The 24895-nt window shown below is 73.9% G+C and carries 20 protein-coding genes; 4 read left to right on the plus strand and 16 right to left on the minus strand.

The window, feature by feature from the left end; translation table 11 throughout:
• Positions 1-21: 21 nt before the first annotated feature.
• From LRS74_RS05755 to LRS74_RS05765, 3 genes are all read right to left on the minus strand, one after another.
• A complete protein-coding gene (locus LRS74_RS05755) occupies positions 22-1251 on the minus strand; it encodes an aminoglycoside phosphotransferase family protein (protein WP_347178100.1) in 1230 nt (409 codons plus the stop codon).
• A gap of 575 nt (positions 1252-1826) precedes the next feature.
• The gene (locus LRS74_RS05760) at positions 1827-2033 is read right to left on the minus strand and encodes a hypothetical protein (protein ID WP_277739959.1); all 207 of its coding nucleotides are present in this window, start codon (positions 2031-2033) and stop codon (positions 1827-1829) included.
• A gap of 189 nt (positions 2034-2222) precedes the next feature.
• Positions 2223-2555, minus strand: a complete 333-nt coding sequence (locus LRS74_RS05765) for a hypothetical protein (RefSeq protein WP_277739960.1) — start codon at positions 2553-2555, stop codon at positions 2223-2225.
• A gap of 229 nt (positions 2556-2784) precedes the next feature.
• On the opposite strand from LRS74_RS05765, the gene LRS74_RS05770 reads away from it, so the two are divergent.
• Positions 2785-4152: a serine/threonine protein kinase gene (locus tag LRS74_RS05770; protein WP_277739961.1), complete on the plus strand. Its 1368-nt coding sequence runs from the start codon at positions 2785-2787 to the stop codon at positions 4150-4152.
• Positions 4153-4182: 30 nt separating this feature from the next.
• Here LRS74_RS05770 and LRS74_RS05775 read toward each other — a convergent pair whose 3' ends face one another.
• The 8 genes from LRS74_RS05775 to LRS74_RS05810 form a co-directional block, all read right to left on the minus strand.
• On the minus strand, positions 4183-5001 hold the full coding sequence (locus LRS74_RS05775) for an RNA methyltransferase (RefSeq protein WP_277739962.1): 819 nt from the start codon (positions 4999-5001) through the stop codon (positions 4183-4185).
• A 64-nt stretch (positions 5002-5065) separates the two neighbouring features.
• The gene (gene cobA / locus LRS74_RS05780) at positions 5066-6286 is read right to left on the minus strand and encodes a uroporphyrinogen-III C-methyltransferase (RefSeq protein ID WP_277739963.1); all 1221 of its coding nucleotides are present in this window, start codon (positions 6284-6286) and stop codon (positions 5066-5068) included.
• A 448-nt stretch (positions 6287-6734) separates the two neighbouring features.
• Positions 6735-11042: a nicotinate-nucleotide--dimethylbenzimidazole phosphoribosyltransferase gene (gene cobT, locus LRS74_RS05785; protein WP_277739964.1), complete on the minus strand. Its 4308-nt coding sequence runs from the start codon at positions 11040-11042 to the stop codon at positions 6735-6737.
• 221 nt (positions 11043-11263) lie between these two features.
• Positions 11264-12508: a precorrin-6y C5,15-methyltransferase (decarboxylating) subunit CbiE gene (gene cbiE, locus LRS74_RS05790; protein WP_277739965.1), complete on the minus strand. Its 1245-nt coding sequence runs from the start codon at positions 12506-12508 to the stop codon at positions 11264-11266.
• A 648-nt stretch (positions 12509-13156) separates the two neighbouring features.
• Positions 13157-13795 (minus strand): GNAT family N-acetyltransferase, encoded by a 639-nt coding sequence (locus tag LRS74_RS05795; protein WP_277739966.1) that lies wholly within the window; start codon positions 13793-13795, stop codon positions 13157-13159.
• A gap of 460 nt (positions 13796-14255) precedes the next feature.
• Positions 14256-15083 (minus strand): MetQ/NlpA family ABC transporter substrate-binding protein, encoded by an 828-nt coding sequence (locus LRS74_RS05800; RefSeq protein WP_277739967.1) that lies wholly within the window; start codon positions 15081-15083, stop codon positions 14256-14258.
• A 112-nt stretch (positions 15084-15195) separates the two neighbouring features.
• Entirely contained in the window at positions 15196-16074 is an 879-nt protein-coding gene (locus LRS74_RS05805; protein WP_277739968.1) for an ABC transporter permease subunit, read from the minus strand.
• Complete coding sequence (locus LRS74_RS05810; protein ID WP_277739969.1) at positions 16071-17147, minus strand: ATP-binding cassette domain-containing protein; 1077 nt, start codon at positions 17145-17147, stop codon at positions 16071-16073. Before LRS74_RS05810 ends, LRS74_RS05805 begins: the two co-directional genes overlap by 4 nt.
• 726 nt (positions 17148-17873) lie before the next feature.
• Between LRS74_RS05810 and LRS74_RS05815 the strand changes: the two genes are divergently transcribed.
• Complete coding sequence (locus LRS74_RS05815; protein WP_277739970.1) at positions 17874-18242, plus strand: hypothetical protein; 369 nt, start codon at positions 17874-17876, stop codon at positions 18240-18242.
• Position 18243: 1 nt separating this feature from the next.
• Positions 18244-18699: a hypothetical protein gene (locus LRS74_RS05820; RefSeq protein ID WP_277744615.1), complete on the plus strand. Its 456-nt coding sequence runs from the start codon at positions 18244-18246 to the stop codon at positions 18697-18699.
• Between the two features lie 154 nt (positions 18700-18853).
• Here the strand turns inward: LRS74_RS05820 and LRS74_RS05825 are convergent, their stop codons facing one another.
• The 3 genes from LRS74_RS05825 to LRS74_RS05835 form a co-directional block, all read right to left on the minus strand.
• Positions 18854-19357, minus strand: a complete 504-nt coding sequence (locus tag LRS74_RS05825) for a GNAT family N-acetyltransferase (protein WP_277739971.1) — start codon at positions 19355-19357, stop codon at positions 18854-18856.
• Positions 19358-19474: 117 nt separating this feature from the next.
• Positions 19475-19993: a sigma-70 family RNA polymerase sigma factor gene (locus LRS74_RS05830; RefSeq protein ID WP_277739972.1), complete on the minus strand. Its 519-nt coding sequence runs from the start codon at positions 19991-19993 to the stop codon at positions 19475-19477.
• A 176-nt stretch (positions 19994-20169) separates the two neighbouring features.
• A complete protein-coding gene (locus LRS74_RS05835) occupies positions 20170-21324 on the minus strand; it encodes a glycerophosphodiester phosphodiesterase (protein ID WP_277739973.1) in 1155 nt (384 codons plus the stop codon).
• 243 nt (positions 21325-21567) lie between these two features.
• On the opposite strand from LRS74_RS05835, the gene LRS74_RS05840 reads away from it, so the two are divergent.
• A complete protein-coding gene (locus tag LRS74_RS05840; RefSeq protein ID WP_277739974.1) occupies positions 21568-22236 on the plus strand; it encodes a lysophospholipid acyltransferase family protein in 669 nt (222 codons plus the stop codon).
• 49 nt (positions 22237-22285) lie between these two features.
• Here the strand turns inward: LRS74_RS05840 and LRS74_RS05845 are convergent, their stop codons facing one another.
• Positions 22286-23110 (minus strand): alpha/beta fold hydrolase, encoded by an 825-nt coding sequence (locus LRS74_RS05845; protein ID WP_277739975.1) that lies wholly within the window; start codon positions 23108-23110, stop codon positions 22286-22288.
• A 243-nt stretch (positions 23111-23353) separates the two neighbouring features.
• Positions 23354-24895, minus strand: coding sequence for an MFS transporter (locus tag LRS74_RS05850; protein WP_277739976.1), 1542 nt, complete (start codon positions 24893-24895; stop codon positions 23354-23356).

Raw genomic sequence — 24895 nt, forward strand, 5'->3', positions numbered from 1 at the left:
TCCTGTCCGGCTGCGCTGAGTTCACCCTACGGCCTCGGCGAGGGCGCTCATACGGGTGCACGCTTCCACCAGGGCCTCCTCCACCCCGTCCAACGGCCGGTCCGCCGCCATGGCCTTGAGCAGCGCCGTGGCCGCGGTCTGCACGGTCAGCGCGCGAGCGGGCGCGTCCAGTTCCGCCCACGGGTCGCCCTCGGGCGGGACCGCCCGGCCGCCCGCCGCGCGGTAGGCGCCGAGGAAGCGCGCCCAGTCCGCCGGGTCCAGCAGCCCGGTCGCGTACCAGGCCGCCGGCCGGGCCAGGTCCCACGCCGGCTCCCCCAGCCCCATGTCGTCCACGTCGATCAGCAGCCACGGCCCCTCCGGGGCGGGATGCCGCACCAGCTGCCCCAGGTGCAGGTCCCCATGGCACAGCGCATCCGCCCGGGGCGAGTCCGCCTCCCCGCGTGCCCAGGCGGGCAGCGTGCCCCAGGCCCGCAGCACGGACGCGGCGGCCGCGCGGTGCGCGGCCACATGGTGGGTGGGCGCGCGGTGGGCGACCTCCCGCATGCCGAAGATCACGTCGACGGTGCGGGAGGCCGCGGGCTCCTCCGCGGGGCCGAGGCGGCTCGGGGTCGCGTCCCCGGTCCCCGGGCCGGCCACGGCGTCGGCGGGCGGTTCGGCGGGGTGGGCGCCGCCCGCCTCGCCGCGCTCGCGGAGCGCCGCACGGAGCCGGTCCACGGCACGGGCGGCCTTGGCGGGGCCACGCATCGGCGGAATCGGCGAAATCGGCGGAATCGGCGAGAGCGGCGGGCGGTGACCGGCCGCGGTCACGGGCGAGAGCCCGGCCGTCCTCGTCACGGGGATCGCGTGCAGGCTCGTCACGGGGATCGCGTGCAGCCGCGCCAACAGCGTCCCCGCGGCCTCCCAGGGCGCGTCCTCGGGGCGTTCCGGCGCCACCGGCGCACCGTACGGCCACAGCGACACCGGTCGACCACCGGGCAGCGTGCCGACCTCGGCCGTCAGGGGCGGGAGCAGGATGCCCGCGAGGTGAGCGTCGGTGGCGAGCCGCACCCGCGCGGCGAGCGCCTCCGCCTCTCGCGGGCCCTCGACAGGAGCGTGCGCCTTGGCGACGACGTCCCCGAGGCGTACGACGGTGGCGTCGTCCCGGTCCGCCAACACGGTCGCCTCGCCGGCGTCGCCGTACCCGCTCACGGCGCCCATCCGACGAGCGGCCTCCGCCAGCCAGCCCACCAGCTCCGACCCTCTGTCCGCCACTTCCCAGTCCCCCGGCTCCCGTGTTCTCGCACACCACGAACGCGCCCCAGCGCGGCGCACCCGCCTCTACCTCTGCCTCTGCCTCTGCCTCTGCCTCTGCGCCATGTCGCGTCACGCCGGCGCGCCCGGATCCTACCTACCGGCCCCCGACGGCCCGCCCGCCGTCAACGGCTGGGCCTGGCGGCCGGGCGCCGGCGGTCGGCCCGGCGCCGCCGGACCCCTGAAACGGTCGGCTCGGCGCCGCCGGACCTTGCCATCTCGCCTCCCGCCGTCGCGGCGGAATCAGAGCCCGCTCACGCGGCGGAATCAGAGCGGTCCCCACACCAGGGCGCACCGCATAGGTCACTCGCCTCACGTCGCCACGGGCCTCACGTCGCCACGGGTTCTCTCGTCGCCACGGGCCTCACGAACGCTGGGGCCGTTCCGGGCGCGAACCACTCGGGGCCCGGAAACGCATGATGGCCGGGCGGCTCCCCAGCCGCCCGGCCATGCGTGCCGTCCGCCGCACCCCCGTCCCCACGGGGTCATGGCCGGAAGTCCCCGGCCCGGGCCGCTCTCCCGGGCCCGGGGCGCGATCAGCGCCCCAGTATTCCGGCCACGGACGACGCTTGTGTGACGACGGCTTCCCAGCCGCCGAACACGACAGCGAGGAGGGTGGCCAGCGGCAGCACCATGGCGGCCGCGACCAGGGGATGGCGGGTGCCGGAATCCCGGCCGTCGAGCGCGCTGAAAATCCGGCGCTTGCGCGTCTGGATCACCGTGCGCGTCGCGGTGTCCGCCATCATCCCTCCTTCTGTCACATCTGTCGCGGCGAGCGTCTGACCTCGGGGGACGAGTGCTGCCGCCCGCCGCTTGACCTCAACAGTAGGCGCGTGCGGCGGGCCTGGCGTCATGCCTTCGTACCGCTTGGCGGGCCTACGGGAGGATGAGGCGAGCCCGCTTGGCCTACTCCCCTGGGTGGAGATGCCGGGTCAGGCCCCCGGGTCTTCCCCGAGGGGACGCCCCGGGATGTCCCCGCCGCCGCCCGCCGCGCCTCCACTCCGCCTCCCGGCGGCGCCGGCCACACGGCCCTCCCGCTCACTCTCCTCGGTCCGCGGAACGGGATGCTCGACGAGCGCCAGCACCCGGTTGGCCATGAAGCGCGCGGTGCGCACGACGCCGCCGCTGCGGGTGACTTCGCTCACTTCCACCACGCCCCGTCGCACAGCTGTCTCGACCCGCCGGCCCGCCCGGTCCGCGACCACCTCATATGTCCGCGTCGTGTCTCCGGCATCCACGACTATCTCCACACGATCACCCTTCATGGCGTCAATCCCCCTTCACAGACGGCCGCTTGAGATCTCGCGTCGCGGACCGGAGCTCCACGTCCGCCACTCCGACCGCTTCTTCGAGGATCCCACCCACCACCGACAATCCATCGGCCGACGCATGCGCGGCCTCGCAGCGCGACGGGCCGTCAATCCGTAAGCTGTGGCACATCAGACGGACGGCAGCGGAGTGGGGCCTCCCCACCGGAGGTAGGGGACGGACAACATGGCGATGATGCGGCTCCGACGCGAGGACCCGCGTGTCGTCGGCTCGTTCCGACTCCACCGGCGGCTCGGCGCGGGCGGGATGGGCGTGGTCTACCTCGGCTCCGACCGCCGCGGGCAGCGCGTCGCGCTGAAGGTGATCCGGCCGGATCTCGCCGAGGACCAGGAGTTCCGTTCGCGGTTCGCCCGCGAGGTGTCGGCCGCGCGGCGGATCCGCGGCGGCTGTACGGCCCGGCTGGTGGCGGCCGATCTCGAGGCGGACCGCCCGTGGTTCGCCACCCAGTACGTCCCCGGCCCCTCCCTGCACGACAAGGTCAACGAGGACGGGCCGCTGCCCGCGGCGGAGGTCGCGGCGGTCGGCTCGGCGCTGGCCGAGGGGCTGTTGGCGGTGCACGACGCGGGCGTGGTGCACCGTGACCTCAAGCCGTCCAACATCCTGCTGTCCCCCAAGGGCCCGCGGATCATCGACTTCGGCATCGCCTGGGCGACCGGCGCCAGCACCCTCACCCACGTCGGCACGGCGGTCGGCTCCCCCGGCTTCCTCGCCCCCGAGCAGGTGCGCGGCGCGGCGGTCACCCCCGCCACGGACGTCTTCTCGCTGGGCGCCACGCTCGCCTACGCCTGCACCGCGGACTCGCCCTTCGGGCACGGGAGTTCCGAGGTGATGCTGTACCGGGTGGTGCACGAGGAGCCGCAGCTGCACGGCGTGCCCGACGCGCTGGCCCCGCTGATCCACGCGTGTCTGGCCAAGGACCCGGACGAGCGGCCGAGCACGCTCCAGCTGTCGCTGCGGTTGAAGGAGATCGCGGCCCGCGAGGCACACGGACACGGGCTGTCGGATCCGCGACCGCCGGGCCCCCGCACCCAGTCGGAGCGGCCGACCGGGCAGCGCGCCGACGAGTACGCGCGTCAGCGCACCGAGCGCCGCGCGGAGGACTCGCCGTCCACCCGGCCGCACCACAATCCGCGGTCCGCCGCGCAACGACCCTCGTCCCAGCGGCCGTCCTCTCCGCGCACCGGTGGCCGTTCCGGTCCCGAGCGCGGCGGCGCCGGCACCCCGGCGCGGGCCGGCAAACGCGCGCCGGGCCGTACCGGCTCCACGCGCCCCCCCGCCCGCACGGTCCGCACCGGCTCCGGCGCGCGCCGGCCGGCAGGCCCCGACCGCCGGTTGCTGCGCCAGCGGCTGGTGGTGTTCGTCGTGGTGACGCTGTTGGCGGCGCTGGGCATCGCGGCGGCGCAGGGCTGCGAGGGCCCGACCCGAGGGCTCGGTGGACTGACGCACCAGGCGCCCGCGGCGCCCGACGCCCCGTACGGCGCCGCCTCCCCGCGGCCCCTGCCGGACGACTCCGCCGCGGCCGACCAGGTGTGACGGCGGCGGAGCCCCTGGCTCCCCGCGGCCTCAGTCGCTCGGGCGTCCCGAGGTGACCGCGTAGAACGCGACGGCGGCCGCGGCGCCCACGTTGAGCGAGTCGACGCCGTGCGCCATCGGGATGCGCACCCACTCGTCGGCGGCCATCAGGGCCTGGCGGGACAGCCCGTCGCCCTCCGCGCCCAGCATCAGGGCGACCCGCTCCAGTCGGTGCGGGGCGGCCTCGTCGATGGTCGTGGCCTTCGCGTCCGGGGTCAGCGCGAGCAGGCTGAACCCGGCGTCACGGACCGCGTCCAGGCCACGCGGCCAGGTCTCCAGGCGCGCGTACGGGACGGAGAAGACGGCGCCCATCGACACCTTGACCGACCGCCGGTAGAGCGGGTCCGCGCAGTCCGGGGAGAGCAGCACCGCGTCCATGCCCAGCGCCGCCGCACTGCGGTACACGGCGCCGATGTTGGCGTGGTCGTTGACGGACTCCATGATGACGACGCGCCGCGCGGTGGCGAGGAGTTCCGCGGCGCCCGGCAGCGGCTTGCGCCGCATCGAGGCGAGCGCGCCGCGGTGCACGTGGTAGCCGGTCACGCGCTCGGCCACCGCGGGGCTGACCGCGTAGACGGGAGCGGGGACCTCGTCGATGACGTCCCGCATCACATCGACCCACTTCGCCGAGAGGAGCATGGAGCGCATCTCGTACCCGGCCTGACGAGCCCGCCGGATCACCTTCTCGCCCTCGGCGATGAACAGGCCCTCTTCCGGCTCGCGCCGGCGCCGCAGTTCGACGTCGGTCAGCCCGACGTAGTCGCTCAGCCGCGGGTCGTCCGCGTCATCGATGGTGATGAGTTCAGCCACAGGGTGATACTGCCTTGTCCTGGTTGTGGTGCCAACGCCGGCCTCGGGCCTGCGTTACCGGCGGTTACTTGAGTGGGTCGGAGCCCAGCGCGACGACGTCGCCGATCACGATGACCGCCGGCGGCCGCACGCCCTCCGCCACCACCGTCTCCCCCACCGTCGCCAGGGTCGCGTCCACGCGCCGCTGGGACGCGGTGGTGCCCTCCTGGACCACGGCGACCGGGGTGTCCGCCTCCTTGCCGTGCTCGATCAGCGCGGCGGCGATGGCCCCTATCTTCTCCACGGCCATGAGCAGCACCAGGGTGCCGCGCAGCCTCGCCAGCGCCGACCAGTCCACCAGCGAACGCGGGTCGTCGGGGGCGACGTGCCCGCTGACCACGGTGAACTCGTGGGCCACGCCGCGGTGGGTGACCGGGATCCCCACCGCGCCCGGCACGCTGATGGAGCTGGAGATGCCGGGGACCACGGTGCAGGCGATGCCGGCCTCGGCCAGCGCCTCGACCTCCTCCAGACCCCGACCGAAGACGAACGGGTCGCCGCCCTTCAGACGCACCACGGCCTTACCCGCCTTGGCGTGCTCGATCAGCGCGTTGTTGATCGCCTCCTGGGCCATGAAACGGCCGTACGGGATCTTCGCCGCGTCGATCACCTCGACGTGCGGCGGCAGCTCGTCCAGCAGGTCCCTCGGGCCCAGTCGGTCGGCGATCACCACGTCCGCCTCGGCCAGCAGTCGCCGCCCGCGCACCGTGATCAGGTCGGGGTCGCCCGGACCGCCGCCGACCAGCGCCACCCCCGGCACCCGGGTCCTGCGGTGCGGCGCCGCGAGGGTGCCGTCCCGCAGCCCCTCGACCACCGCGTCCCGCACCGCCGCGCTCCGGCGGGGGTCGCGCCCGGTCAGCACGGCCACCGTCACGCCCTCGCTGCGCCCGGTGGCGGGCGTCCACGCCGAGGCGGCCTCGGCGTCGTCGGAGCGCACGCACCACACCCGGCGCGCCTCGGCCTCCGCCGACGCCGCCGCGTTGGCCTCCGGGTCGTCGGTGGTGATCAGGGCGTACCAGGCACCCTCGAAGTCGCCGTCCCGGTAGCGGCGGCGCTCCCAACGGAGCTCTCCGGCGTCCACCATCGCCTCCACGGACGCGGTGGCCGACGGCGACACCAGCAGGATGTCCGCGCCGGCCGCGATCAGTGCGGGAAGTCGACGCTGCGCGACCTGACCGCCGCCGAGCACGACGACACGCCGACCGGTCAGGCGCAGGCCAACGGGGTAAGCGGAGTTCTCGGGCATGGCGGTGCGGCTCTCCTCATACGGTGGCGCTGGCCGCTGCGGCGCTGAAGCGGCAGGTCAGGTGTGGGCCCCACCCTACGGCCTGCGGCCGGGGCCCGACCGTCCCCGTAGGCGCGGTCCATCTCCGGGAACACTCGCCGCTGTGGGCAGGCCCCCTCGGGGACAGCCGGGAGACGGCGGGAGGGGGCGGGGACCGTCGGGTCGGGGCGTTCGGGACGCCATCGGATACCAGGGCGTACGGGGCGCTTTCGGGTATGTGCGGGCGACGTCGGGGCGACCGGGCGCCCGGGGTCCCGGCCCGTGAACATACGGTCCCGAACCCCGGTCCAGAGGTCCCGTCCCCACGGCCGGGGGCCGGCCCACCGGGGGCGGGGACCGACCCCACCGCGCACAGCGGCGCCAGGCGCACACCGCGGCGGGGCCGGGCCCGGCCCGAGGTCGGCTCGGGTCAGCCCTTCTCGGTGACGCCCGCCGAGTCGAACGTGGCCACCTCGTGCATGGCCCGCGCCGCGCTCTGGACCACCGGCAGCGCCAGCAGCGCGCCGGTGCCCTCGCCGAGCCGCAGGTCGAGGTCGACCAGCGGCCGGAGCCCCAGCTTGGTCAGCGCGGCCCTGTGCCCCGGTTCGGCGCTGCGGTGCCCCGCGATGCAGGCAGCCAGCGCCTCGGGGGCGATCGCGCGGGCCACCAGCGCCGCCGCGCCCGCGCTCACCCCGTCCAGGATGACCGGGGTGCGCAGCGAGGCGGCGCCCAGCACCATGCCGACGATCGCCGCGTGCTCCAGGCCGCCCACGGCCGCGAGCACCCCGATGGGGTCGGTCGGGTCGGGCTGGTGCAGCTCCAGCGCGCGCCGCACGACGTCGATCTTGCGGGCGTGCATCTCGTCGTTGATGCCGGTGCCACGACCGGTGATCTCGGCCGGATCCGCGCCGGTGTAGACCGAGATGAGGGCGGCCGAGACGGTGGTGTTGGCGATGCCCATCTCACCGGTGAGCAGGGCCTTGTTGCCCGCCGCGACCAGGTCCCGCGCGGTCTCGATGCCGACCTCGATGGCCCGCAGCGCCTCCTCGCGGCTCATCGCGGGGCCGACGGTGAAGTCGTCGGTGCCCGCGCGCACCTTGCGCGGCAGCAGCCCCGGCGTGCTGGGCAGCTCGCTGGCGACGCCGACGTCGACGATGCACACCTCGGCGCCGACCTGGTTGGCGAAGGCGTTGCAGACCGCGCCGCCGCCGAGGAAGTTCGCGACCATCTGGCCGGTGACCTCCTTGGGCCAGGCGGTGACGCCCTGGGCGTGCACCCCGTGGTCACCCGCGAAGATCGCCACGGCGGCGGGCTCCGGGATCGGCGGCGGGCACTGCCGGGACAGCCCGCTGAGCTGCGCGGAGATGATCTCCAGCATGCCCAGCGCGCCGGACGGCTTGGTCATCCGCTTCTGCCGCTCCCACGCCTCGCCGAGCGCCTTGGCGTCCAGCGGGCGGATGCCCCGGAGGGTCTCCTGGAGCAGGTCGTGCGGGTCCTCGCCGGGCAGCGCGCGCCGCCCGTAGGTCTCCTCGTGGACCACCCACGACAGCGGCCGCCGCTTGGACCAGCCGGCCTGCATCAGCTCGGGCTCGTCGGGGAACTCGTCGACGTATCCGACGCAGAGGTAGGCCACGACCTCGAGGTGCTCGGGCAGTCCGAGCTCGCGCACCATCTCGCGCTCGTCGAAGAAGCTGACCCAGCCCACGCCGAGCCCCTCCGCGCGCGCGGCGAGCCAGAGGTTCTCCACGGCGAGCGCCGAGGAGTACGGCGCCATCTGCGGCTGGGTGTGACGGCCGAGGGTGTGTCGGCCGCCCCGGGTCGGGTCGGCGGTGACGACGATGTTGACCGGGGTGTCGAGGATCGCCTCGATCTTCAGTTCCTTGAACTGCTTGGCCCGCGCCTTCGGCAAGGACTTGGCGTACGCCTCGCGCTGGCGCATGGCCAGCTCGTGCATGGCTCGCCGGGTCTCCGCGGAGCGGATGACGACGAAGTCCCACGGCTGCGAGTGCCCCACGCTGGGCGCGGTGTGCGCGGCCTCCAGGACGCGCAGCAACACCTCGTGCGGGATGGGGTCGTTACGGAAGCCGTTGCGGATGTCGCGGCGCTCCCGGATCACGCGGTGCACGGCGGCGCGCTCGGCCTCGCCGAAGCCCTCCGCGGGCGGGGTGAGGGGACCGGACTCCAGGTCGGCGTCCTCGGCCCCGTCCGCTGCCGGCGCCATGTCGCCCACGGCCACCGCGTCGACCCCGTCGAGCACGACGGTCTCGGCCGCCGCGGCCTCGGCGAGGGCCTCGTCGACGACCTCGGCGATGTCCTCGCCGACGGCCTCCATGACCGGCTCCTCGGCGGCCTGCTCCTCGGCGGCCTGCTCCTCGACACCGCCCTCGGGAGCGGCGGACTCCGGGCCGGCGGTCTCCGCGTCGGCGGACTCCGGGTCGGCGGACTCCTGGGCCGCGGCGTCGTCCGCGGTGGCGACCGACTCCGCGGTGGCCACCGGCTCGGCGGCGACCTGCTCCGCCTCGGTCGGTGCTCCGGCGGCCGCGTCGCTCTCGGCCGGCGCCTCGGCAGCCGCGTCACCGGCGACCGGAGCGGCCGCTTCCGCGGGGGCCGTCCGGTCGGCGACCGCTTCCGGGGCCGCCTCGGCGGCGGGATCCGGCTCCGCGGAGGCCGTGGCCGCACAGACCTCGTCCGCGGGTGCCGTCCCCTGGTCGGGGGCCGGTTCGGCCGGTGCCTGGGCGGCCTCCCCGGCCGCGCTCTCCACCGTGGCGCCGGCGGCGGCCGTGGCCGCCTCCTCCGCGCCCTGCCCGTTGTCTATCGAGTCCTCCGGGGAAAGGGATTCCGCGACGCCCTCCACGATCTGCTGGGGCTGCGGGGCCTGCTCGGCCTGCGGGCCCGGCACCTGGCCGCTCTCCGGCGCGGGCTGCGGCATGGGCTGCGGCACCACCGCGTCGGGGGCGCCGCCCTGGGCGGGAAGAGGCAGCGGCTGGGCCGGGGTCTGGTCCACGGTGGCGGGCTCGTCCGCCGCCTGAGCGGGCACGAACGCGGCCACGGGCGGGGCGACCTCCTCCGCGGGAGCGGGAGCGGTCTCGGCGACCGCGCCGTCGGTCACGACGGCGGCGTCGGGTCCGGCTTCGGCGACGGCGGCATCGGAGACGTCGGCCGCCGCGGCGGGCTCCACGGCGGAGGCGGCGGCCTCGGTCGGGGCGGCGGCGTCGGGGCTCGGCGCGGCGTCATCGCTCGGCGCGGGCTCGGCGACCGGAGCGGCCACGGCCGCCGACTGTCCCGGCGACACGACGGCCTCGGGGCTCGCGGCGGCGGGTGCCGGCGCCTCCGGGGCGGCCACGGCCTCAGCGGGCACCGGGGCCTCCGGGGACTCCACCGCGGCGGGCGTCTGCTCGCCCGCGGGATCGGCGGCCGCCGCGGTGGACGCGGTGACGCCGGCACCGGCCGCGCCGGCGTCACCGGCCACGACCTCGGCACCGGCCACGACCTCGGCTCCGGAGACGACCTCGGCTGCGGGCGCGGCCGCGGCACCGGTCAGGCCCTCGGTGGGCGCCCCCTCGGCCGGAGCTCCCCACTCCGCACCCGCCGCGGGCATCGCGACTTCGGCGGGGATCGGAGCCGCGACCGGCACGGGTCCGGCCGGCGGCTGCTCGGCGGTGGTCGCGGCGGCGGGCTCGGTCGGCACCGCGGCTTCCGGCGCCGCCACCGCGTCAGGCGCGGTCGCGGTCGCGGTGGCGGACACGACCACCGGCACGGCACCGGCTTCCCCGACGACGGCCTCCGCGGGAACGGCGACGGCCTCGGCGGGAACGGCAGCCTGGGCGGGGGTGACGGCGACGGGCTCCGCGGCCGCCGGGGCGGGCAGCACGGCCTCGGCCGGCCGACCGACCGTTTCTGCTGGGCTCGCCGTGGCCGCGGGGGCGGCCTGGGCAACCGGCGCGGGCGTGCCCGGCTGGGGCTGCGCGGACCACGGTTCGGCGGCCACGGGGGCGTCCACGAGCTGCGGCGTGGACAGGTGCCCCGTGTCGTCGCGCGGGATGTCGAGGTATTCGGGACCGCTGGTGGGCGGGCCCTGGATCAGCGAGGAGGGCACGGACACCGGCATGCCCTGCGGCACGACGGCCGGCGCGCCGGCCGGGCCGCGGTCGGCCAGGGAGCGCACGACGCCGCCGGTCGGCGTCTCCGGCACCGGCGGACCCATGTGCAGCGGGCGGCGCGGGACTCCGCCGGGCGGGGTGGCGTGGGCCGACACCGGGGCGGTGGGGGCGGGGACCGACACACCCGCCTGAAGCGGCGAAGCGGGCTGTGGGATGCGGGCGTCGGCGTACTCCACCGGCCCGGACCCCACGCCCGCGTCCTGACCGCCGACGGCGTGTGCCCCGGGCACGGCCGCCCCGGGCGCCGCCACCCCCGCGGCCTGCGGCGGCTGTTGCGGGACCTGCGCCGGCTGGTCCATCCAGGCACCCTGGGCGCCCGGCATCAGCAGCAGGTCGTCCTCGTCGCCGCCGATGTCGTGCGCCTCCTGGGCGTCCTGCGGGTCGAGGAAGGTGTACCCCCCGGGAGCGGGCGCGGAACCGGCGGCATGCCCCGGTACTCCGGGGCCGGCCGGCGCGCCGGACTCGACAGGGGCATGATCACTGGGAAGGTGCACGTCTCCGGAGTGCGGCGGAAGTACGGGTTGTCCGCCTGCGTTCTCCGGCAGTCCCTCGCCCGGGACCTGGCCGGTGTCGGTCATGCGTTCCCCTCGCCCATCGCTAGTGCTCCTTCAATTCCGCCTACAGCAAGAACGAGCGTGCGCGGTGCGCGGCACGTTGCACGTTCCTGGTCCTGCCATACCGCAACGCCATCAAGGAGGGGGCGCATTCCGCCCATTGACGAACAAAGCTCCGAACGTCGGGCGGCGGAACAGGCGGTACAACGATCCGCCAGCCTACCTGCCGCCGCACCGGCGCGAGGTCAGGGGTGAGGCCGGTGACCGCACAACAAGAAGCCGACGGCGCGTTCGCGCTCGGCCCACACGCGGGTGTCCATCTCCACCGACTGCAACAGGGCGCATTCCACGCCATATCCCCCGTCGGCGAGCGCCCGGCCGATCTCCTCCGCCTCGTCGCGGGTGCCCGCGTGCGCCACGATCCGCTCCGGGCGACGCGCCGCGCAGGCGGCCACCACGGCCGCTCCGCCGCCACCGACCCGTACCACGTCCGGCTCCGGAAGGTCCTCCAGCACCTGCGGCGCGAGCCCGTGCACGATCTGCATCCGGACGCCGAAGCGGCGGGCCAGGACACCGACGCGCCGGCACGCCTCCGGGTCCCGGTCGACGGCGATGACCGCCGCGCCGAACCCGGCCGCCTCCACGGCCGCCGCGCCGCTGCCCGCGCCGATGTCCCACACCAGGTCGCCCACGCGCGGCCCCAGACGAGCGAGTTGCGCGGCGCGCAGCTGCGGGGCCTCGCCCTCGCCCAGCACCGTGGCGTACGCGGAGGCCGGCAGCGCCCAGCCGCGCACCGGGCCGGGGTAGCCCACCTCGCGCCCCGCCAGCCAGCCCCCGCCCTGCTTGGAGCGGTATCCGGCCCCCTGCGCCGGCGAGGCGGCCGGGGCCGCGCCGCCGATGACGATGACGACGTTCGGATCGCGCCAGACGTGGTCGGCGACCTTGTCCGAGGTGAGCACGGTCACCTGCTCCTGCGCGGTGCCCAGCGCCTCACAGATGACGAACGTGCGGTGCACGCCCTCCAGCAGCAGCGCCAGTTCGACCGGGCCGGCGCCCGGCGAGGTGAGCACGGCGACCTTGCCGTGCGCGCGGCAGACGTTGACCGCACGCCGCAGGTCGCGGCTGTGGGCGACGACCACATGGGCGTCGTCCCAGGGCATCCCGGCCCGCGCGAAGGCGGCGGCGACCGAGGAGACCGCGGGCACGACCTCGACCTCCAGGCCGTACTCGGGCGCGCGCAGGGTGCGTACGACGCCGAAGTAGCCCGGGTCGCCGTCGGCGAGGACCACGGGGGAACCGCGGTGCTGGGCGATGCGGCGGGCGGCGAGCTCCACGCTGCCGAGGGTGATCCGCTCCGCGCCGGACGGGATCTCCGGCAGCGCCAGATGGTGCGGGGCGCCGGCCACCAGAGTGGCGGCCGCGAGGGCGGAGCGAGCCGCGTCCGTGAGCGGGGAACCGTCCCAACCGATCACCGTGACGCGGTCGGCCATCGTCGTGTGTCTCCCGGGGTTGTCGCAGGTCGGTGGCGAGGCGGCGCACAGCGGGCGCCGGGCGTCGACGCACGGGCGAGAGCGCGCGGGCGCCGGGGCTAGGTGAGCGTACCCCGGCTGGTCCAGACCGAAAGACCGGGTATGACGGCCCGGGGTGGCCGTCGCCGGGCGCCGGAGCGCGAGGGTACGCCGGGCCGCGTGCCGCTGACGCTCCTGGGGCGTGTCAGCGCCGGAACGCGAGGGTACGCCGGGGCCGCGCGCCGCCGACGCCCCTGGGGCGTGTCAGCGCCGGACCGTGGGGAAGCGCCCGACCGCGTACGAGCGCCGCGCCCGCGCCCACCCCGCGCCGGATCGCCGAGGCCGGGCCGGGGCGGCCGGGTCCGTCGGATCCGCCGAGGCCCGCCCAGGGCCGCCGCGGGCCGCCGCGGGCCGCCGCGGGCCGAATCCGCGGCCGAATCCGCACACCCGAGCGGCGCCTCGCCGACAGCGAGTCGCGCACCGGACCGGAACGGCCCGTCGACGCGGGGTGCCGCACGGGCGGCGGGGCGTGCCGGGCCCCTCGGGGCGTAGGGCGTACGCGGCCGCTCAGAACATGTGGGGCGCAGGTCCGCTCCGGGGTGGCGTGCGGGAGGTACCGGGGAGGGGGCTCTAGCCCCACTCCGCGAAGCCGGCGTAGCCGAGTTCGCCCGCCAGCTCACCGAGGCCGCCTTCGAGATCCTCCGGGAGCAGGCTCCAGATGATGAGGTCGGTGCGGATGTCCGTCCAGCTCCCGTCCTCGGTCTGGGCCCGCGCTATCCAGGCGTTGCGCAGCACGCCCTCGCTGATGCAGCCGACCTTCTGTGCGACCTGTTGCGCGGCGGTGTTGTCGGCGGGTGTGCGCAGCTCGAGCCGTTCGAACTTCTGGTCCCGGAAGAGCCAGCCCGTCACGGCGAGGACGGACTCGGAGGCGTACCCCTCGCCGCGCGCCCAGGGGGCGGTGACATAGGCGATCTCGCTGGCCAGGCAGCGCCAGTCGGTGTTGCGCAGATGGGCGATGCCCACCAGCCGCTGGGTGAGGAACTCCGTGACGGCGAAGACGATGCCGCGGCCCGAGGTGCGCTCGGCCGGAGCGATCCGGGTGATCCACTCGCGGGCGTCGGCGGCGGTGTAGGGATGGGGCACCGGCGTCCAGGCGGTGACGAGTTCGTCGTTCATCATGTCCGTGAGCTCGGGGATGTCCGCGAGCTCGAACGGGCGCAGCACCAGCCGGTCCGTGTTGATGGAGATATCCGGGAAGGTGGATGTCATGGGTCGCTCCGTTACCAGGGCCGGGGCCATTGGAAGTGCCCAGCATGCAGCATCGAAGGGCCTGACGTCCCATCGGTTGTGAGGCCCTCCACGGGAACCGCGCGGTGGGGCGCGGGCGGCCGCACGCCGGACCCGACCGCCGGATACCGGCAGCACCGATCCTTCGTACTTCTCCTGGATGAACTTCCTCACCTCGGGAGAGGTGAGGAGCCTTGTCGGTCCCTTGACCCGCGCGTCGTTCTCGTGACGCTTCTTCACCGCGCGGACGTCGGTTCAGGCGACCGGGGCGGCCCTGACGGCGGTGGCGCCGACGACGAGAGTGTCGCCGGCGCCACCGACAGCCCGCGGGCCCGAGTCAGCGCCGCACACGGCCGGCTCGAGGGCGCGTGCCGCGACGGCCGTGGGAACGACGAGCTTGCGCATGGCGCTGCTCCCCCCTGTGTTCCCCTGTCCGAGCGCCTCAGAAGGAGGCGATGACGGAGCCCTTGTACTTGTCCTCGATGAACTTCTTCACCTCGGGCGAGGTGAGCAGCTTCTTGAGCTTCAGGACCCGGGCGTCCTTCTCCTTGCCCTCCTTGACGGCCAGGAAGTTGCCGTAGGGGTTGTCCTTGGGCGACTCCAGGACCAGAGCGTCCTCGGAGGGCTTGAGGTCGGACTCGATGGCGTAGTTGCCGTTGATCACCGCGGCGTCGAGGTCCTCGAGGGTCCGGGGCAGCGCTGCCGCCTCCAGCTCCTTGAACTCCAGGTCCTTGGGGTTCTTCTCGATGTCGTCCGGGGTGGCCTCGTTGCCGACGCCCTTCTTGAGGGTGATGATGCCGTTGGCGTCCAGCAGCTTGAGGGCGCGGGCCTCGTTGACCGTGTCGTTGGGGATGCCGACGGTCCCGCCCTTCTCCAGGGCGTCGACCGACTTGGCCGTGTCGGAGTACAGGCCCAGGGGCTCCAGGTGCACCGTGACGACGGGCACGATGTGGGTGCCCTTCTTCTTGTTGAAGTCGTCGAGGTAGGGCTGGTTCTGGAAGTAGTTGGCGTCCACCGAGCCGTCCTCGGTCGCCGTGTTCGGCGTGACGTAGTCGGTGAACTCCCTCACCTCCAGCTTCAGCCCCGCCTTCTCCGCCAGGTTGTCCTTGACGAAGTCGAGGATCTCCGCGTGCGGGACCGGGCTCGCGGCGATGACCAGGGGGTCGTTCTCGCCGCTGCCGGACTTCTTGTCGCTTCCGCAGGCGGTGAGCCCGAGGGTGAGGGCGCCGGCGGCGAGAACGGTGGTGGCGATCTTGATGGTGTTACGCACGAAAAGTGCCTTTCTTCCTGGGTGTACCTGGGTGTACGAGGCCGCCGCGGGTGCGGGACGCACCGCGGGTGCTTCGGGGTACGGGGGGGTGGGTCCTGGTCCGGGGTCCGGCTCAGGGGGTCTCGGTGGATTCGGCGACCGTCGCCGAGGGGGCGGTGGCCCGCTTCTGTGCGGGCACCGGGGCGGACGCGGCCGCCTTGGGCCCGGCCTCCGTCGGGGACGCCTCGCTCACGGGCTCCGCACCGGACTCGGCCGGGGTCTTCGTGGGCCGCGACGCGGACGCCGGCAGGGGCGCCGGGCGGCGAAGCAGCCGCAGCCGCGGGGCCGCCGAGCGACCGCGCCGGGACACGGCACGGGCGGCGAAGTCGCCGATGAACTGGATGACGGCGATCACCACGGCGAGGATGCCGACGATGATCCACATCAGTTCGTTCTCGAACCGCAGATAGCCGTAGCGGATGGCCAGGTCGCCCAGGCCGCCGCCGCCGACGGTGCCGGCCATCGCCGAGTAGCCCAGCAGCGCGACGACGGTGGTGGTCGCACTGGAGATCAACGACGGCAGCGACTCGGGCAGCAGCACCTTGCGGACGACGGTCCAGGTGGAGCCGCCCATCGACTGCACCGCCTCGACCAGCCCCGGGTCCACCTCGCGCACCGAGGTCTCCACCAGCCGGGCGAAGAACGGGATGGCGCCGATCGACAGCGGCACGATCGCGGCGTCCGGGCCGATGGTGGTGCCGACCACCCAGCGGGTGAGGGACATCAGCGCGACCATGAGGATCACGAACGGCATCGAGCGCGCGATGTTGACGATCTGCCCGAGGACCTTGTTGACCACCACGTTCTGCAGCAGCCCGCCGCGGTCGGTCAGCACCAGCAGCACGCCGAGCGGCAGTCCGCCCAGGATGGCGATCAGCGCCGACCAGCCGACCATCTGGAAGGTCTCGTCACCCGCCTGCTCCAGCAGCGGCTGCATCTCCGACCAGGTCACTTGGCACCATCCTTCAGCAGCTCGGCCCCGGCCGCCCCGGCCACGGCTCCGGCGTCGGCGGCGTCGGCCGCCACGTCCGCCACCTCGACATGCAGTCCCTGCTCACGCAGGTAGCCGATCGGCACCACGTTCTCCTCGAACCGGCCGGGCAGCTCGATGCGCATCCGGCCGACCTGCTTCCCGCCCACGGTGTCCATGGCGGCACCGAGGATGGAGATGTCGATGTTGTACGTACGGGCGAGCTCGGAGATGACCGGCCGGGTGGCGGCCTCCCCCTGGAAGGTGACGTCCACGACGGTGCGGTCCGGGCCGGAGGGCTGACCGCCCACCGGGAACAGCGCCTGCGCCAACTCCGATCCCGGAGTGGCCAGCAGCCCGGCGACCGTGCCGGACTCCACGATCCGTCCGCGCCGCATCAGCGCGGCCGAGTCGCAGATGGTCTTGACGACGTCCATCTCATGCGTGATCAGCAGCACGGTCAGGCCCAGTTGCTGGTTGAGGTCGCGCAGCAGCTGGAGGATGGAGCGGGTGGTCTCGGGGTCCAGCGCGCTGGTCGCCTCGTCGGAGAGCAGCACCTTCGGGTCGCCGGCGAGCGCCCGGGCGATGCCGACGCGCTGCTTCTGGCCGCCGGAGAGCTGCGCCGGGTAGGCCCTGGCCTTGTCGCCGAGGCCCACCAGGTCCAGCAGCTCCAGCGCCTTGCGGGAGCGCTCCCTGCCGGAGACCCCCAGGATCTCCAGCGGCAGCTCGATGTTGTCCTGGACGGTCCGCGAGGAGATCAGGTTGAAGTGCTGGAAGACCATGCCGATGCGGGTACGGGCCTCGCGCAGCGCCTTGCCGGCGCGCGGGCCGCGCCCGGCCAGCGCGGTCAGGTCCTGGCCGGCCACGGTGACCGTGCCGGAGCTGGGGCGCTCCAGCAGGTTCACGCAGCGGATGAGAGTGGACTTGCCGGCGCCGCTCTGGCCGAGGACGCCGTACACCTCTCCCTCGCGGACGTGGAGGTCGACGCCGTCGAGGGCGGTGACCTCGCGGCCTCGTGAGCGGTAGACCTTGGTCAGGCCCGTAGTGGTGATCACAGGGTTTCCGTCACTGTCGAGTGCGCGGCGGCCGTACCGCCGCACACGGGGCACATCATTACGGAACGCGGCATGCGGAGAGCCCGACGGGGCGCGGTGGCGCGGGTGCGGGTTCCGTGACGCGGGGCGGGCGCGAGGCGATACGGCTACGTCGGCGTATCGCCGCGGCGGAAGAAGTCTCGCTTCGGGGCGCGAGGCAGGCAGGGGCCCTCAGCAGTCACACATTCGACACATACAACGAGCACCGGGCGCTTCGATCGCCTCGGTCGCAAGGGTGCGGGTGCTCGTCGTGGTCATGCGGGCAAGTAAAGCAGACAGGGTGATGAACCGATCAACTATGTCCAGATAGCGGACAGGGTCGATCGCTCTGTGGACAACGGCGATGGCCGACGATCCGCCGCCAGGCCCCGCCCACCCCACTGACCTGCACGAACACCGCCGCCCCGACCGCCGGGAGAGCGGCCGCGACCGCGCCGGGCCACCGCCTGTGGCCAATGCCACGGCCCTCCGCATACCCGCATACCCGCCCCGAAACAGGGCGCGCACCCTCCCGCCGGGAGGCCCCCAGGCCCGGTGGCGAGCCGCGAGAGGGGAGTCGCGGGACGGCCTCCGCGAGGGCCCGGAGCACGGGGGCGGGCGCGGCGCGATATGTCCCGCGGCTTAGAGTTTTCCCATGCTTGTCACGCCCTGTGTGCGCCGCCACCGTCGCCCCGAGCGGAGGCCCCGGTGATCGACGCACTGACGGTCGCGGTCGCGGTGACCGCCCTCGCCCTGGCCGCGTGGTGCGGATTCGCCGCCTACCGCGATGAGCCGACCAAGGACTGGCACTTCATCGGCATGGCCGTGGTGACCGTACTGGCCCTGATCCAACTGGTCGTCGGCATTGTGCTGTTGGCCCGCGGGGAGCAGCCCGATCAGGGCACGGCGATCTTCGTCGCCTATCTTGTCGGCTCGGCCTGCGCGATTCCGGCCGGCGGACTGATGTCGCTGACCGAGCGCACCCGCTGGGGCTCGGCGACCGTGGCGGCCCTCGCCGTGGTGCTGGCCGTGCTCGAAGTGCGGCTCTTCGACATCTGGGGAGGCGTAAGTGCCTGAGCTGCCCGAATCCACGGAGTCCGCACCGGCTCCCGCGGCCGCCGCGCCGCGGCCGGCCCCCCGCGCCGGCGGCCTCGGCCAGGGCCCGGGCCGGCTGCTGGTGACGCTGTACGGGGTCTTCACCGTGGCGGCCGCGTCCCGGTCGATCTACCAGCTGATCGCGCAGTACGAGGAGGCGCCGCTGGCGTACGTCCTCTCGGCGGTCTCCGCCGCCGTGTACGCCTTCATCACGCTCTCCCTGGTGCGCGGCGGCGAGGGCGCCCGCAAGGCGGCCGTCGTCTGCTGCGCCGCCGAACTGATCGGCGTGCTCACGGTGGGCACCTGGACGCTGCTGGACCGCTCCGCCTTCCCGGACGAGACGGTGTGGTCGGACTACGGCATGGGCTATCTGTTCATCCCGATCTTCCTGCCGGTGACCGGGCTGATCTGGCTGCGCAAGGCCCGCCGGGAGAGCTGACTCCCGACGGGCCCGAGGGGCGCGCGGCGCTCGGCACGCACGGCGTCGCGGATCAGCCGCCGCTCAGCCGCCGCTCGGCCGCGGACCAGGCGCCGACGCCTGCGCCGGTGAGGCGCCGACGTCGAAGCCGGTCAGGCGCCGAGGCCCGAGCCGGTCAGGCGCTGGCGGCCAGGGCGGGCGCCGCGGCGGCCTTCTCCAGCCGCACCAGGCTCAGTCGCCGGCTGACCTGCTCGGTACCGACCTGGGCGTACCCGCAGCGACGGTACAGACGCAGATTGCCGTCGCTGCGGTGGCCGGTGAACAGCCGGTAGCGGGTGGCGGCCCGCTCCGCCGCCAGCCGCTCCTCGATCGCCGCCAGCAGCCGGCCGCCGAGGCCGTGCCGCTGCATCCGGGGGTGCACGATCAGCTTGGCGATGGCCCCGATGCCGTCGTCGTCGACGACGCCCCGCACCGAGCCGACGACCTCCTCGCCGAGCCGGGCCACGAGCACACAGCCCTGGCCCAGTTCGGCGCGGAGGTCGTCGAGGGACTGGGTCAACGGCTCGATCGAGTAGTCGTTGTAGAGCTCCGCCTCACGCTGGTAGCAGAGGTACTGGAGCTTGAGGATCTGCTCGGCGTCGCGATCGGTCGCATCAGAAATGGTCACACTCATGCCCATGTTCCGCATGCCTCCCCATGTCGGTCCGGCCGTCGATGAGGGTGAGGGTACGGCCGGATGAAGTGCCCTGGCCGGAGGCGCCGCGAGGGTGCACGACGACTCCGAGGCGCCGATTGTCTAACGCTCCTTTCCCCAGAGTTCAGGAGCCGCAACCTCCGCCATCAGCATTCTGCGCAGGCATCCCAGACAACGGGACCGTACCGGGCCCAAGCTCCCCTGTGAGATTCCCAACGCGCCCGCGATCTCCCGGTATGTGGGGTCCGAACGGGACATCAGCGCGCTCAGCAGACCAGGGCAGCGACCCGGCAGCCGGCGCACCGCGGCGTGCAACGCCCGGCGCCGCTCGGCCTCCAGCGCCCGTCGCTCCGCGCAGCTTTCGGGACCGCTCGGCGGACCGTCGGCGACCGGGTCGTACGGCACCTCCCGGAGTGCCCGGCGCCGGGCACCGCGTGCCTCGGCCCGCACGGCGGAGCGCAGCCACCGCGCGGGCTGCGCCGGCGGCCCCGAGGCGCGGGTGTGCTCCAGCAGCCGCAGCCACACCCCCTGTTCGAGGTCGGCGGGTTCGATGCCCGCGCCGAGCGCCTCGGCGGCGGCCTCGGCGGCGAGCAGGGGGCGGAGTTCCTCCAGAAGGTCCATGCCGGGCGGGACGTGGCCTTCTCGGGGTGCGGTTGCCGCCGTGACCACGCCCCACCCGACCGGGCGAGCCAGCGCCGCCCCCTTGACGGGTAGCACTGTCTACCTGCCGTTTTGTCGACCTGTCGGCGGGAGCGGCGGGCGGTCGACCGCCCGCCGTCACCCGTGGATCCGAGGCGCTATCGGCCCTTGCGGAACTCCTCACGCGCCAGCAGCGCGGTGTCCGGGTTGTCGGTGAAGATCCCGTCGATGCCCTGCTCGAAGTAGACCTTCAGCGCCCCGAACGCGTCGCCGTAGGCGTTGGGGTCGGTGCCGCGCCGGAAGTCCAGCGGCAGGAAGGTGTTCTCGTTGCGCAGGGTGTAGGGGTGCAGGATCAGCCCGGCCCGGTGCGCGTCCCGCACCAGCGTGGTCGGCTTCCCCAGCTTGCCGCTGGCGTCCCGCGGGATGATCAGCAGCAGGGTGGGGCCGATGCCCTGGGCGAACTCCGCCATCCAGGCCAGACCCTCCGGCTTGACCAGGTCGGCCACCGTGCGCGGGTCGTTCGCCTCGACGAAGTCCCAGGGTCGGGTGTCGGCGGCGTCCAGCAGCACCACCTTGGGGGTGCGCACCAGCTTGTCCAGGCGCTGGATGCTGCTCGGTTCGAAGGACTGCAGGAAGGTCGCCGCGTTCTTCTTGTGACGGCCGTACCTGCGCAGCAGCTTGGCCAGCGGCTCCTCCAGGCCCAGCCCCAGCTTGCGGAAGTAGGTGGGGTGCTTCGTCTCCACGTGCAGCCACACCCTGCGGCCGCGACGCCGGCCCTCACGCTCGGCCCAGCGCAGCACCTCCTCGAAGGTGGGCACGGTCCACCGACCGTCGTAGAGGGTGTTGCGCTGCCGGGTGCCGGGGATGCGCTCCTTGGCGCGCAGCGTCTTCAGCTCGGCGAGGGTGAAGTCCTCGGTGAACCAGCCGGTGAGGCGCTCGCCGTCCACGGTCTTGGTCGTCTTGCGCCCGGCGAACTCCGGGTGGTCGGCCACGTCCGTGGTGGCCGTGATGTCGTTCTCGTGCCGGCAGACCAGGTGACCGTCCTTGGTCGGGACCAGGTCCTGCTCGATGACGTCCGCACCCATGTCCAGGGCGAGCTGGTACGAGCCTATGGTGTGCTCGGGGCGGTAGCCGCTGGCGCCCCGGTGGCCGATGACGGTGGGCACCGGCAGTTCGTCGTACGAACCGGTCGAGGTCGACGCGCCGTGTTCCGCGGCCCCCGCGGTACCCGCCCCGCTCAGCACCGCCGCTCCCGCGCCGAGGGCCGCGACCCCCAGGAGGGCGCGACGCCCCGGCTGCTGCTCCTGCTCCATGAGCACTCCTTGTGATGAAGTCCGACACCCGTCGGACGGACGGCCGATCGTAGACACGTTCATCTTTCGTACATGGGACGCACGCTGGAACGTGATCAAAACATGGGTCAACACTGCGTATCGAGTCAGTTAACCCGGCGTGCGGGCGGCGCGAACCGGCGAGTATGGTCCTCACCTGTGCTGGTGTGCGGTGGACACTCCGTACGCCCGGCACCTCATCGACGACTACGACCGGAGGACCCGTTGTCCCGCACTTTCCTCAAGGCGGTCCTGGGACTGCTCATGCGCGTCCTGTATCGCCCGCGCGTCGAGGGAGTGGAGCGCATCCCGGACAGCGGTCCGGTGATCCTGGCCGGGAACCACGTCACCTTCATCGACTCGATGTTCCTGTCGCTGATCGTGAAGCGGCCGGTGTACTTCATCGGCAAGGACGAGTACGTCACCGGCAAGGGCGTCAAGGGCCGGCTGATGGCCTGGTTCTTCACCACCGCGGGCATGATCCCGGTGGACCGGGACGGCGGCCACGGCGGCGTCGCCGCGCTGATGACCGGACGCCGGGTGCTGGAGGAGGGCAAGGCGTTCGGGATCTACCCCGAGGGCACCCGCTCCCCCGACGGCCGGCTCTACCGCGGCCGCACCGGGATCGCCCGGCTGGCGCTGATGACCGGCGCCCCGGTGGTGCCGTTCGCGATGATCGGCACCGACCGGGTGCAGCCGAACGGCAGCGGCGTGCCCCGCATCGCGCCGGTCACGGTCCGCTTCGGCGAGCCGCTGGACTTCACCCGGTACGAGGGCATGGACCGCGACCGCTATGTGCTCCGCGCGGTGACCGACGAGGTCATGAGCGAGGTCATGGGTCTCTCCGGCCAGGAGTACGTGGACGTGTACGCCACCAAGGCGAAGGCCGCCTGACGATTCCTCGACGAGTGGGGGGTGGCCTCGGGGCCACCCCCCACTCGTCTTACAGGCTGAGGCAGCGCGGCTGGAAGTCCGGGTCGGCCGGGCCGACCCGACCCAGCGCGTTCAGCACCCACTGCGCCACCACCGGGTCCTTGGTGGCCTGGTCGTGCATGAACGGGTCGAGCGGGCAGCGGTCCTGGAGCACCACATTGGTGACGTACTCCTTGGGGCCGTTGAGCAGAGCGCTGGTGTAGGGCACGACGACCTCGTCGTAGCGCGTCGTGACCACCGTGTAGTCCGGCCCTTCCGGGGTCTCGGTGCCGGCGTTGAGCTTGGTCAGCAGTTCGGAGCCGGTCTGCTGGTCGATGCAGGCCGGGCAGAACGCCTTGCCGATCAGCGGGGCCAGCGGGTTGGCCGTGCCGTGGTTGGAGGGCACGATGCCGACCAGGTCGTCCACCTGGTCCGCGCCGCCCAGGAACTTGATGTAGTAGCGCGGCATCATGCCGCCCTGGCTGTGACCGACCAGGTCCACCTTGGCCGCCCCCGTCGCGGCCCGCACCGCCGCCACGAAGTCCCGGAGCTCGCCCGCCGAGTCGGCGATCGGGTCGGTCGCCATGCGGCCGTAGTTGAAGGCGAAGACGCAGTAGCCCGCCTTCTTGAGCTTGGGCGAGAGCGTCGCCCAGTTCTCCCGCATCAGCTTGAAGGTGCCGTTGACCAGGACCACCGGCTCCGGGTGGGCCGAATCGGGCTTGCAGGACCAGTCGTTGGCGCCGCGCGGCGGGGCGTCCAGCCCCGAGGCGGCCGCCGGGGCGACATGCCCCGCCAACGTCAGAGCCGCCACGGCGGCCGCGGCGAACAGCGTGCGAACAGTAGCGCGAATACGCATGATTCCCCCTGAAGGTGGCCGCGATCGGGCTCATCGCGGCGGTCGCCTGGGTCGCGATATGCCGATCACCGGTCGACAATGCCGACCGGCGATCGCAAATATTTCGCGCGCGTTAAAGGCGGGTCAATGTTGACCGCATCACTTACCGCTGGTTACGGCAACCGCGCCCCTTTTGCCCGCACTCCCCGTCCACTCCGCTGAGCCCGCACGGCCGCCACTCGGACACCGAACCGACGGCGCCGGCTACTCGTGCGCGCTGTCCGCCAGCCTCTGGCCGCGCAGCAGGAACCAGGCCGCCACCGCGGTGGCCAGCAGCACCGCCGCGCCGACGCCGGCCGCGATCCGCAGCCCGTCGACGAACGCCTCCTGGGCCGCGCCCAGGAGGCGGGTGCCGGTGCCCGGCGGCAGGGTCTCCGCCGCCTCGACCGCGCCGCCGAGCGATTCGCGCGCCTCGGCGGCCGTCGCCCCGTTCGCCTCGGCGGGAACCGCGAAGTCGCGGTAGACCCCCGTGACGATGGAGCCGAGCGCCGCGATGCCCAGCGCCGCACCCAGCTCGTACGCGGTCTCCGACACCGCCGAGGCCGAACCGGCCTGCTCCTTGGGCACGCTGGAGAGGATCACATCTGCGGTGACGGTGAAGGAGAAGCCCGCCCCGACGCCGACCGCCAGCAGCGCCCCGCCGAGCAGCGGATATCCGGTGTCGGTGTCCAGCAGGGTGAGCGCGGCCAGCGCGCAGCCGACCAGCGCCAGACCGCCGGAGACCACCGCCCGCACCGAGTGGCGGCGGGCGACGAGACCGGCGACCAGCCCCGCCAGGACCGCGGCGACGGCCGCCGGCAGCTCCGCCAACCCGGCCTCCAGCGGCTCCCGCCCCTGCACCAGCTGGAAGAACTGCGACAGGAAGAAGACCAGCCCGGACAGACCGAGGACGGTGAGCAGATCGGCGAGGACCGCCCCGGAGAACCCACGGTGCTGGAAGAGCCGCATGTCCAGCAGCGGCCGGGGAAGCCGAAGCTGCCGCCGCACGAACCCCACCAGGGCCAGCGCGCCGACGGCGCCGACGGCGGCGGCCTCGGCGTGGACGCCGTGGGCCGCGGCCTCCTTGACCGCGTAGACCACGCCGACCACACCGATCAGGGACAGGGCCACGCTGGGCAGGTCCCAGGGGCCCGGGTCCGGGTCCCGCGACTCGGGCAGCGTCCGTATGCCGACCAGCACCAGGACGGCCATCACCGGCAGGTTGATCAGGAAGACCGACCCCCACCAGAAGTGCTCCAGCAGGAAGCCGCCGACGACCGGACCGACGGCCGCGCCCGCCGAAGCGGTCGCGCCCCAGATGCCGATCGCGAGGCTGCGCTCGCGGGGGTCGTGGAACAGGTTGCGGATGAGGGCCAGGGTGGCCGGCATCAGGGTCGCGCCGGCCACGCCCAGCAGCGCCCGCGCGACGATCATCATCTCGGGGCTGGTGGCGTACGCGTTCAGCGCCGAGACGGCGCCGAAGGCGACCGAGCCGCACAGCAGCAGCTTCTTGCGGCCGATCCGGTCACCGAGGCTGCCCATGGAGACCAGCAGGCCGGCGATGACGAAGGAGTAGACATCGCCGATCCACAGCAGCTGGGTGCTGGACGGGCGCAGGTCCTCGCTGAGGAAGGGGGTGGCCAGACCCAGCACGGTCGCGTCGACGGCGACCAGCAGCACCGCCAGCACCAGGACGGACAGCGCCAACCATCGGCCCGGCCGCGGTTCGATCGCCGTCCGCTTCGCTGTCAGCACGTTCTGGCTCAT

This window comes from Streptomyces sp. LX-29 (genome assembly GCF_029541745.1).
Classification (GTDB): Bacteria; Actinomycetota; Actinomycetes; order Streptomycetales; family Streptomycetaceae; genus Streptomyces.

Excerpts from the sequence above, each read along its gene's own strand:
- LRS74_RS05825 (WP_277739971.1), bottom strand. The coding sequence starts at position 19,357 with ATGGGCATGAGTGTGACCATTTCTGATGCGACCGATCGCGACGCCGAG.
- LRS74_RS05845 (WP_277739975.1), bottom strand. The coding sequence starts at position 23,110 with ATGCGTATTCGCGCTACTGTTCGCACGCTGTTCGCCGCGGCCGCCGTG.
- LRS74_RS05760 (WP_277739959.1), bottom strand. The coding sequence starts at position 2,033 with ATGGCGGACACCGCGACGCGCACGGTGATCCAGACGCGCAAGCGCCGG.
- LRS74_RS05850 (WP_277739976.1), bottom strand. The coding sequence starts at position 24,895 with ATGAGCCAGAACGTGCTGACAGCGAAGCGGACGGCGATCGAACCGCGG.
- cobA (WP_277739963.1), bottom strand. The coding sequence starts at position 6,286 with ATGCCCGAGAACTCCGCTTACCCCGTTGGCCTGCGCCTGACCGGTCGG.
- LRS74_RS05835 (WP_277739973.1), bottom strand. The coding sequence starts at position 21,324 with ATGGAGCAGGAGCAGCAGCCGGGGCGTCGCGCCCTCCTGGGGGTCGCG.
- cbiE (WP_277739965.1), bottom strand. The coding sequence starts at position 12,508 with ATGGCCGACCGCGTCACGGTGATCGGTTGGGACGGTTCCCCGCTCACG.
- LRS74_RS05795 (WP_277739966.1), bottom strand. The coding sequence starts at position 13,795 with ATGACATCCACCTTCCCGGATATCTCCATCAACACGGACCGGCTGGTG.
- LRS74_RS05830 (WP_277739972.1), bottom strand. The coding sequence starts at position 19,993 with ATGGACCTTCTGGAGGAACTCCGCCCCCTGCTCGCCGCCGAGGCCGCC.
- cobT (WP_277739964.1), bottom strand. The coding sequence starts at position 11,042 with ATGACCGACACCGGCCAGGTCCCGGGCGAGGGACTGCCGGAGAACGCA.
- LRS74_RS05765 (WP_277739960.1), bottom strand. The coding sequence starts at position 2,555 with ATGAAGGGTGATCGTGTGGAGATAGTCGTGGATGCCGGAGACACGACG.
- LRS74_RS05770 (WP_277739961.1), top strand. The coding sequence starts at position 2,785 with ATGGCGATGATGCGGCTCCGACGCGAGGACCCGCGTGTCGTCGGCTCG.